Raw genomic sequence first — 7,315 nt, forward strand, 5'->3', positions numbered from 1 at the left:
ATGCCGCTCGGCAGGCTGATCCTCTATGTCCGCGATGTGGAAGCAACTATCCGCTTCTACGAGAAGCATTTCGGATTCAAGTCGCATCGGCAGGCGGGTGATCGGATTGTCGAGTTGCTCGCTCCGGACGGCGGCACCAATCTGATGATCCATCCCGCGGCCAAGGCGCAAAAGATGGGGCAATCGCTGGTAAAACTCGTGTTCGACATCGAGCATGTCGAAGCTTTTCGCGCAAGATGCGCAGAGGAAGGGCTCGAATTCGGTCCCATCCATCAGGCCGATGGCTATGTCTTCGCCAATGCCAAAGACCCCGCGGGAAATTCCATATCCATTTCCAGCCGTGCCTTCAGGCTGAAGTGGGGAGGCGATGAACCACCACCTCCCGAACCTGTCGATCAAACGTAACGATTGACGATGTTTTCCAGGAGTTCCTGCTTGCCGGACTTCGGCTGCGGGTTGACGTCCTTGGTTTCGACCCACTGGGCAATCTGGTCGAGCGAATATTCGCCGCGCAGCAGCTTCTGACCCTCGGCCGAGTCCCAGCCGGCGTAACGGTCGGCGAGCGGCTTGGAGAGCGCCTTGTCCTCGATCATCTTGGCAGCGGCCTTCAGGCCGCGAGCACAGCAATCCATGCCGCCGATATGACCGATGAGCAGATCTTCCGGATCGAGCGACTGACGGCGCAGCTTGGCGTCGAAGTTGGTGCCGCCGGTCTTGAAGCCACCACCTGACAGAACCTGATAGTAGGCCAGCGTCATTTCCGGAACGTTGTTCGGGAACTGGTCGGTATCCCAGCCGGACTGGTAATCGTTGCGGTTCATGTCGATCGAGCCGAAGATGCCGAGCGCATTAGCGAGCGCCAGCTCGTGCTCGAAGGAATGGCCGGCGAGGATCGCATGGCCCTGCTCGATGTTGACCTTAACTTCGTTCTCGAGACCGTACTTCTTGAGGAAGCCGTAGACCGTGGCAACGTCGTAGTCATACTGATGCTTGGTCGGCTCCTGCGGCTTCGGCTCGATCAGGATCGTGCCGTTGAAGCCGATCTTGTGCTTGTACTCGACGACGAGATTGAGGAAGCGGCCCATTTGGTCCAATTCCCGCTTCAGGTCGGTGTTGAGCAGCGTCTCATAGCCTTCACGGCCGCCCCAGAGAACATAGTTTTCGCCGCCGAGCTTATGCGTCGCATCCATGCAGGTCTTCACGGTCGCGGCTGAGAAAGCGAAGACGTCCGGATCCGGATTGGTCGCAGCACCCGACATGAAGCGGCGGTTGGAGAAGAGGTTCGCCGTGCCCCAAAGCAGCTTCACACCCGTGTCGGCCTGCTTCTTGGCGAAGTAGTCGACGATCTCGTTGAGGTTCTTGGTGTTCTCGGCAAAATTCTTGCCTTCCGGACGCACGTCGGCATCGTGGAAGCAGTAATAGGGCGTGCCGAGCAGGGTGAAGAATTCGAAGGCGACGTCAGCCTTCAGCTTGGCAGCTTCCATCGTCTCGTTGAACCAGGGGCGCAGGAAGGTCTGGCCACCAAAGGGGTCGCCGCCCGGCCAGGTGAAGGTGTGCCAGTAGGCGACAGCAAAACGCAGATGATCTTCCATGCGCTTGCCGGCAACGACTTCGTCCTTGTTGTAATAACGAAAAGCCAGCGGATTGGTGCTGTCGGGGCCTTCGTATTTTACCTTGCTGATGTCACCAAAAAATCCGGTGCTCATGTTCTGTCTCCTTGGGTTTGCGGTTCAATTGTTGTTGTTCGTTTCGTGCGGTGCTGCCCTCACCCTAGCCCTCTCTCCGCGCGCGGGGAGAGGGCCGACCTCCATTCCCTCGCGCGCTTCAGAGGCCAGAGGGACGGTGGAAGTGCGCCCATCACCTTCTCCCGGTACCAACGGAGAGAAGGTGGCCGATAGGCCGGATGAGGGGCTCACACTCAGGCCATTTTAATGCGCCGACAGCGGCTTGATCGCCGGATAAACCGCCCGGTAGCGCTTGTAGGCATCCGTATAGGCATCCTTGAGCGACGCCACAGGATCGATCGTACCGGCCGTCTGCGGCGGAGTGCAGACAGCGACGGGATCGGCGCCGGTAGCCGCAATCAGGCCGAGACGCGCGGCACCGAAGGCCGCGCCGAAATCGCCGTCCGCCGGCAGGTCAACGGGCACGCCGAGTGCGGTCGCGATCGAGGCCAGCCAGTAGCGGGAACGCGACCCGCCGCCGATGGCCGTCACGCGCGCAATATCAGTGCCGGCAGAGCGCAGCGCTTCCAGATTGTCGCGAATGGCAAAAGAGACACCTTCGAGCACGGCCTGCGTCAGCACGGCACGGCTGCTCTCATGGCCAAGGCCGATGAAGGCACCACGGATCGTCGCGTCATTGTGCGGCGTGCGCTCGCCCGAAAGATAGGGAAGGAAGGTGACGCTCGTCGGCGCCTTCAGCGTGTCGCCAAGCTCGGTGGTGAGTTCGGCAGCCGACTTGCCCGTCACAAGCGAATGCCAGTTGAGCGCATCGGTCGCCGAGAGGATGACACCCATCTGATGCCAGGTGTCGGGCAGCGCGTGGCAGAAAGCATGCACGGCGCTTTCCGGCTTCGGCAGATAGGAGCCGTTGGCCGCAAAGAGGACGCCTGATGTACCGAGAGAAACGAAGGCAGCACCGTGGCTGACGGTGCCCATGCCGCAGGCAGAAGCCGCGTTGTCCCCTGCCCCGCCGGCCACCACAACATCGCCGCCGATACCCCATTTGGAGGCCAGCTCGCCACGCAGCTTGCCGGCAACTTCGGTACCTTCGACCAGCGTCGGCATCTGCCTCTCATCGAGATTGGTTGCCGCTAGCAATTCGCAGGACCATTTGCGCTTGCCGGTGTCGAGCCAGGACGTGCCGGCGGAGTCAGACATTTCCGACATATGCTCGCCGGTCAGCCAGAGACGCAGATAGTCCTTCGGCAACAGCACCCAGCGCACTCTGGCGAAAATGTCAGGCTCGTGCTTGGCGACCCATGAAAGCTTCGGTGCCGTGAAGCCGGGGAAGACGATATTGCCGGTCAGCGCGCGGAAACGTGGATCGACATCGAGCGCGGCAGCCTCCTGATAGCTGCGCGTATCGTTCCAGAGAATGCAGGGGCGCAGCACCTTGTCGTCGGTATCGAGCAGCGTTGCACCGTGCATCTGACCGGAAAGGCCGATGCCCCGCACGGCGGCCAGTTCCTTCGGATGCGCCGCCTTCAACCCGGCAATAGCCTCTTCGGTCGCGCTGATCCAATGGGCAGGATCCTGCTCCGACCAGCCGGGATGCGGGCGCGAGACATCGAGGTCGCCGTGGGCGGAACCGATGATCTTCTGATTGCCGTCGATCAGCATCGCTTTGACGCCGGACGTTCCGAGATCGAGACCCAAATACATCAGATGTTACTCCCTATGCTCTGCCACCTTCGAATGTTCAGGGCAGATTGTCTTTCAAGAAAATGTCGAGACGTATGCGCTCTTGATCGGCGATCACGGCCTGGCCGTCCGCGGTGGCCTTCATGACGCGGATGGCGCTGCGCACCTCATGGCCGGCATCCTGATTAAGGACAGCATCGATCGTACCATCTATGAGCGCTGCCCGCGTATGCTGCGTCAACTCATGCGCAACCACGGTCAGCTCACGTGCAGGCCGGACGGCCCTCAAGGCCGCGATCAGACCACGATTGCCGGCACCGAGGCTGTAGATGCCGATGATATCCTTGTTTTCGGACAGCACCTTGGAGACAAGCGATTTGGTGCGCTCGGGATTGTCACGTCCTTCGAGCACGGGTAGCAAGCGCAGCTTGGGAAACTCTGCCGCCATTACCGCCGAGAAACCCTGCAGGCGCTCGCGGTGGTCGCGCACTAGCATAGAGCCGGCGAGAACCGCGAGATCACCTTCGCTGCCGCCGAGGAAGCGCCCGAGCAATCGGGCAGCGGTACGGCCAGCGGCGATATTGTCGATGCCAGCATAGTGATGCCGAGTGGAATCGGTGAGGTCGGAAACCAGCGTGACGACAGGGATGCGCTCGGATACGAGCCGGTCGACCGCGGCGCGCACCTCCGGCGCATCGGTCGCCACCAGGGCGACGCCGGCGACATCCTGCCCCTGCAACGCATCAAGCGCTGCAACAAGAGCCGGCACGTCGAACGCCGGCACTTCGACGATGCGGATATCCGTACGCTCCATGCCGGCCCGCAAGGTCGCATGATGCACCTCGGAACGCAGACCATGCATGAAGGAGTTATCGCCTGTCGGCACGATGAAAACGAGTGGATAGACGCGCCCCTTGGCCAGATTGGCGGCCGCGACATCGCGGATGTAGCCTATCTGTCGAATGGCCTCCTCCACCTTCTCGCGGGTGACCAGTCGCACGCCGGGCCGCTGATTCAAGACGCGGTCAACGGTCGCAAGGCTGACGCCTGCAGCAGCGGCGATGTCATGCACAGTGGGTCTCATCGGCTCCTCCTGGGTAAACCCTTACTGTGATTTCTGATGTACGTAAATCAGAAAATTTCACGCATTCGATTTTCTGGCCGTGACCGGAATAAAAAAGGCCCCTCACGAAGAGGGGCCATGCCTTGGGAGCATTCTTTGAAAGATCTGAATTAGTGGCCTCCGCCACCGCCTCCACTGCCCGGTACGCTCGGCTTGCTGAGCAGGAGGACGCCGAGGATCATCGCCAGGAACAACACGGTCAGCATCAGGAAGATATCGCCGAACGACATGATCACCGCCTGCCGCGTCGTCATATTGACCATCTGCCGCAGCGCAGCCTGCTGGCCGTCGAGACCGGCGGCGTTGAAGTTCGCGGCCATGTTGTTCAATTGGGTAACCGCTGCATGGCTGCCCCAGTGGATGTGGTCGCGCAGGTTGAAGTAATGCTGATCCTGCCGGTTCGTCAGCAGAGTATTGATAATCGCAAGGCCGACGGCGCCGCCAAGGTTACGCGTCAGATTGAACAGGCCGGACGCGCCGCGCATGCGGGCGGGAGGCATGGTTCCGAGCGCAATGTTGTTGATCGGGACCATGCAGAGCATCAGGCCAAAACCGCGCAATATCTGCGGGATCAGCAGCTCCCAGAAGTCCCAATCCACCGTCAGGTGCATCATGATGTAGGTACCGGCCGAGAAGCTGGTGAAGCCGATGATCATCAGGATGCGTAGATCCACCCGGCTCGCCAGGAAGCCGGCAAGCGGAGCCGTGAAGAACATGGTGAGACCCGAGACAAACATCGTCTCGCCGATCTGCAGCGAATCGTAGCCACGAATGCGCGCGAGAAAGAGCGGATAGATATAAGTCAGACCGTAAAGACCAATACCCATCACGAAGGAAAACATCGATCCGAAGGCGAAGTTCTTGTTGGCAAAGGCTCTAAGATCCACCACCGGGAATTCGACCGTAAACGCCCGATAGAAGAAAATTATCGCAGCGACGGCAGAGGCGATGGCGCCGATAACGATATAGTTGTCGTTGAACCAGTCGTTCGTGTTGCCTTCCTCGAGCACATATTCCAGTGCGCCGAGGAAAACGCCCATTGAGAACAGGCCCCACCAGTCGAACTTCTTCATCAGCGACAGTTCGGGCTTGTCGAAGTCGATGAAATTCCAAGTGACGATGGCAACGACGATACCGGGCGGGATATTGACCAGGAACAGCCAGTGCCAGGAGAAGGCGTTGGAAAGGTAACCACCGACGGTCGGGCCGATGGTCGGCGCAAGCGTGGCGATCAAGCCGATGATCGGCGAAACGACGTTGCGCTTGGACGGCGGGAAGATCGTGAATGCCGCGGCAAAGACCGAGGGGATCATGCCGCCGCCGATGAAGCCCTGAAGCGCGCGGTAGACGATCATCTGATCGATGTTGGTGGCGGTTGCCGCAAGAGCGCTCGCTGCGGTGAAGCCGGCGGCCGAGATCGCGAAGAGGTAGCGCGTGGAAATGATGCGCGCCAGCGTTCCCGATAGCGGGATCATGATGACTTCTGCGATCAGATAGGCCGTCTGCACCCAACCGATTTCATCCGAGCCGGCACTGAGGCCGGCCTGGATTTCGCTGAGCGACGCCGAAACGATCTGAATGTCGAGGATCGACATGAACATGCCGAGCACCATCGCCAGGAAGGCGATGAGCTTTTTCGTGTCGATATGATCAGCCGCAGGCGCGGCGGGGCCGGCAGCGCGCGGAGGCGACCCGGCTGTAGTGCTGGCGGACGACATGGCGCGTCTCTCCCGAGCTTGATCGCTTACTTGTCCGGCGCCGTGCGGGTATCGACGTCGACGACGACGCTGAGGCCTGCGCGCAGACGACCGGTATTGAGCGCATCCTGCGGCAATGCGATGCGCACAGGCACGCGCTGGATGATCTTTGTGAAGTTGCCCGTCGCGTTTTCCGGCGGCAGCAGCGAGAAGACCGAGCCGGAAGCCGGCGAGATCGACTGAACTGTGCCGACGATCGGATGATCGCTGAAGGCATCGACATGGACGTTGACCTTGGAGCCGGGAACCAGATGCTGGATCTGCGTTTCCTTGAAGTTGGCGTCGATATAGAGCTGCTTGGTCGGGACGATCGCCATCAGCTTCTGTCCGGGAGAGACGAGATCGCCTTCCTGAACCGAGCGGTTGCCGACGATACCGTCATAGGGCGCCTTCAGCACGGTGAAGGACAGGTCGCGAGCAGCCTTGTCACGGGCAGCTGCGAGACCCTTGATCGTGCTTTCGGCCTGACGGCGCTGCGCCTGCAAGAGGTTGATGTTGGCCTGCGCCGAAGCGATGGCGGCATCGCCGCCGACCAGGTTGGCCTTGGCTTGGTCGAGCGCGATATTGGCGCTATCCAAGGCGGCCGTGGTGCCGACCGACTTGGCTTGCAGCTCAGCAGCGCGCGTCTGGGTGATCTGGGCGCCACGGACCGTGGCGTCGAGGGCAACCTTCTGGGCCTGCGACTGGGCAAGAGCGGCCTGGCCGGCAGCGATCTGTGCATCGATGGTATGGAGCGAGAGCTGTTCGGTGTCGTACGAAGCCTGCGCCTGTTCCAGCGCCAGCTTGTAGTCGCCGTCGTCAAGCACGGCGAGCACGTCGCCGGCCTTGACCGGCTGGTTGGCAACGACGTTCACCTTGGCGACATAACCCGTCACCTTCGGCGAGATCGTGGCGATATCGCCGCCGATATAGGCGTCGTCGGTGGAGACCATGAAGCGGCCGTTCGTCCACCAGTCATAGCCGTACCAGCCGCCGCCAGCCAACGCCAGAACGACGATGATGGGCATAACCAGGCTGCGCCGCTTCTTTTCCGGCGGCGGTGGGGCCGCGGGGGCCGGAGATGCCGGCGC

Annotated in this window: 6 protein-coding genes; 1 reads left to right on the forward strand and 5 read right to left on the reverse strand. The window is 61.1% G+C overall.

What is annotated here, in order from left to right:
- The gene (locus QD461_RS30395) at positions 1-405 is read left to right on the forward strand and encodes a VOC family protein (protein WP_414090923.1); all 405 of its coding nucleotides are present in this window, start codon (positions 1-3) and stop codon (positions 403-405) included.
- On the opposite strand, the gene xylA is transcribed toward QD461_RS30395, so the two are convergent.
- From xylA to QD461_RS30420, 5 genes are all read right to left on the reverse strand, one after another.
- Positions 396-1,706: a xylose isomerase gene (gene xylA, locus QD461_RS30400; RefSeq protein WP_414090924.1), complete on the reverse strand. Its 1,311-nt coding sequence runs from the start codon at positions 1,704-1,706 to the stop codon at positions 396-398. The two genes, QD461_RS30395 and xylA, sit on opposite strands and share 10 nt — an antisense overlap.
- 222 nt (positions 1,707-1,928) lie before the next feature.
- Complete coding sequence (gene xylB, locus QD461_RS30405) at positions 1,929-3,386, reverse strand: xylulokinase (RefSeq protein WP_414090925.1); 1,458 nt, start codon at positions 3,384-3,386, stop codon at positions 1,929-1,931.
- A gap of 37 nt (positions 3,387-3,423) precedes the next feature.
- On the reverse strand, positions 3,424-4,449 hold the full coding sequence (locus QD461_RS30410) for a LacI family DNA-binding transcriptional regulator (protein ID WP_414090926.1): 1,026 nt from the start codon (positions 4,447-4,449) through the stop codon (positions 3,424-3,426).
- 149 nt (positions 4,450-4,598) lie between these two features.
- Positions 4,599-6,206: a DHA2 family efflux MFS transporter permease subunit gene (locus QD461_RS30415; protein ID WP_414090927.1), complete on the reverse strand. Its 1,608-nt coding sequence runs from the start codon at positions 6,204-6,206 to the stop codon at positions 4,599-4,601.
- A gap of 26 nt (positions 6,207-6,232) precedes the next feature.
- Positions 6,233-7,315: HlyD family secretion protein (locus QD461_RS30420; RefSeq protein WP_414090928.1), on the reverse strand; the 1,083-nt coding region annotated here is incomplete at its 5' end.

The sequence above is a fragment of the Rhizobium sp. BR 314 genome, from assembly GCF_047445805.1.
Lineage (GTDB): Bacteria > Pseudomonadota > Alphaproteobacteria > Rhizobiales > Rhizobiaceae > Rhizobium > Rhizobium lusitanum_B.

Coding starts and splice junctions, on each gene's coding strand:
- xylA (WP_414090924.1), bottom strand. CDS start 1,706: ATGAGCACCGGATTTTTTGGTGACATCAGCAAGGTAAAATACGAAGGC.
- QD461_RS30410 (WP_414090926.1), bottom strand. CDS start 4,449: ATGAGACCCACTGTGCATGACATCGCCGCTGCTGCAGGCGTCAGCCTT.
- QD461_RS30395 (WP_414090923.1), top strand. CDS start 1: ATGCCGCTCGGCAGGCTGATCCTCTATGTCCGCGATGTGGAAGCAACT.
- QD461_RS30415 (WP_414090927.1), bottom strand. CDS start 6,206: ATGTCGTCCGCCAGCACTACAGCCGGGTCGCCTCCGCGCGCTGCCGGC.
- xylB (WP_414090925.1), bottom strand. CDS start 3,386: ATGTATTTGGGTCTCGATCTCGGAACGTCCGGCGTCAAAGCGATGCTG.